The sequence below is a fragment of the Paenibacillus forsythiae T98 genome, from assembly GCF_000520735.1.
Classification (GTDB): Bacteria; Bacillota; Bacilli; order Paenibacillales; family Paenibacillaceae; genus Paenibacillus_AQ; species Paenibacillus_AQ forsythiae.
Window position 1 is genome coordinate 1 of record NZ_ASSC01000583.1, and the last position, 2,666, is coordinate 2,666.

Genomic DNA, 2,666 nt, shown 5'->3' on the forward strand with positions numbered 1-2,666 from the left:
TCCTCCAGCAATCCCGCGAAGTCGTCCAGCGGATGGCCCGACAGATACAGGCCGAGCAGCTCGCGCTCCAGCTCCAGCTGTTGTCCGGCCGCAAACTTCGGAACCTCGGGATACCGGATATCCCAATTCGGCATCTCGACGAGGTCGTCGAAGAGCTGAATCTGCAGCTCCTCGCGCTCCTTGCGCCATTTGGCCGCCGCCTCCGCCGTCTCGTCCAGCATCGCCAGCAGCTGCGCCCGGTGGCCGGGCAGGCTGTCAAAGGCGCCCGCCTGAATCAGCGATTCCACGACCCGCTTGTTGCAGACTCTCAGGTCAACGCGGCGGCAGAAATCGAGCAGGCTGTCGAACGGCCGCTCCTTCCGGGCTTCCAGTATGCTCTCGACGGCCAGCGTCCCGACGTTCTTGATCGCCGCCAGCCCGAAGCGAATATGCCCGCCGTCGCTCATGCCGCCGTCCACCGGCGTGAACAGCACGCCGCTCAAGTTCACATCCGGCGGCAGCACGTGGATTCCCATGCGCCGGCATTCCAGCACATACTCGGCCACCTTGCGGTGGACGCCTGTCACCGCCGTCAGCATCGAGGCCATGAACTGCACCGGATAATGGGCCTTGAGGTAGGCCGTCTGAAAGGCCAGCACGCCGTAAGCCGCAGCATGGGCGCGGGGGAAGCCGTAATTGGCAAAGCGAACGATCATGTCGTAGACCGCGTTCGCGTCGGCTTCCCCGTAGCCATGCTTCAGGCTTCCCTTCACGAAATGGCCGCGCTCGCGGTCCAGCGTCTCTCGCTTCTTCTTGGATACGGCTCTGCGGAGCAGATCCGCCTCGCCAAGCGAGAAGCCCGCCATGAGCGATGCGATCTGCATGATCTGCTCCTGATAGACGATGATGCCGTAGGTATCGGACAGGATCGGGATCAGATCGGGATGGGGGTATTCCACTTCGACAAGCCCGTGCTTGCCCTGAATATACTTCGGTATAAATTCCATCGGGCCCGGGCGGTACAGCGCCAGCACCGATATGATATCCTCGAATACGGTCGGCTTCAGCTCCTTGAGCACCCGACGGATGCCCGCCGACTCCAGCTGGAACACGCCCGTCGTCTCGCCGTGGCCCAGCATCGCATACGTCGCTTCGTCATCGTCCGGGATCTCCCCGAAATCCGGCGCGCTCCCGGTCATTTGCCTGATCCAGTTCGTGCACCGCTCGATAATCGAGAGCGTCCGCAAGCCCAGAAAGTCCATCTTCAGCAGCCCTATGCTCTCCAGATGCTCCATCGAATACTGGGTCAGGGCCGTTCCCTCATTGCCCTCCTGCAGCGGAACGGCGTCCGTCAGCGGCCCGCGTGAGATAACCACCCCGGCGGCGTGCGTCGAGGCATGCCGGGGCATGCCTTCCACCTTCATCGCCATGTCCAGCAAATCCCGGATCTTCGGATTGCTCTGATACAGCGCATTGAGATCAGGACTGCTCTCCAGCGCCCGCGCGATGCTGATGCCGAGCGCCTGGGGGATCAGCTTCGCCGCCTTGTCCACATCCCCGTAGGGCAGGTTCAGCGCCCGACCCACATCGCGTACGGCAGCCCGCGCCGCCAGGGTACCGAACGTAATAATCTGAGCGACATGCTCTTCCCCGTATTTATCCGCCACATACGCTATCACCTCGTCGCGCCGCTCGTCGCTGAAATCGATGTCGATATCGGGCATCGTGATCCGCTCCGGATTCAGAAAGCGCTCGAACAGCAGATTATACTTCAGCGGGTCAACGTCGGTAATGCGCAGGCAGTAAGCGGTAAGGCTTCCGGCGGACGAGCCTCTGCCCGGTCCCGTCGCAATGCCCTGCTTGTGGCAGAAGGCGATGAAATCCCAGACGATCAGAAAATAATCCGAGAAGCCCATCGCCTCAATAACGCCAAGCTCATAGGACAGCCGCTCTTCCGCTCTCCCGCGTTCCTGATCCGAACTCCACAGAAGAGTGTCCCCGTAACGCTCCTTAAGGCCGTCCTCACACAGCCGCCGCAAATAGGCGGCGGAATCCAGCCCGTCCGGCAGCGGAGAGTAGGCGGGCAGGATATGCTTGCCAAATTCAAGCTCCAGGTTGCACTTGTCCGCGATGAGCGCAGTATTGGCTATCGCCTCCGGCACATGCGGAAACAGCGCGGCCATCTCCTCGCCGCTTTTTAAATAGAGCTGGTCCGTTCCGATTTGCAGCCGTTCCTCGTCATCTACCGTTTTGCCCGTACCGATGCAGATCAGCACATCCTGAACCTCGGAATCCTCCCGGGACAGGTAATGCACGTCGTTGGTGGCAACCAGAGGAATGCCGGTCTCTTCGGCCAGAGCGATCAGCTTCGGATTAACCCTCTTCTGCTCGGGCATGCCGTGATCCTGAAGCTCCAGGTAGAAATACTCGCCGAAAATCTCCCTGTACCGCAGCGCTGCCTTCTTCGCCTCCTCGTCCCGCCCGTGCAGCAGGTGCTGGGGCACCTCTCCTCCAAGGCAGGAGCTCAGACAAACAAGGCCCTCCGCATGTCCGGCAAGGGCCTCCATGTCGATTCTCGGCTTGTAGTGATAACCCTCCAGATGGCCGATGGAGACGAGCCGCATCAGATTCCGGTATCCTTCTTCGTTCCTGGCGAGCAGAATAAGGTGATAAATCGGCTGATCCTT

General features: G+C 61.0%; 1 protein-coding gene. It reads right to left on the reverse strand.

Features of this window, described 5'->3' with window-relative positions; translation table 11 throughout:
* Positions 1–2,666 (reverse strand): DNA polymerase III subunit alpha (locus tag L692_RS0118350; RefSeq protein WP_025701547.1); only part of this gene is annotated, 2,666 nt, incomplete at both ends.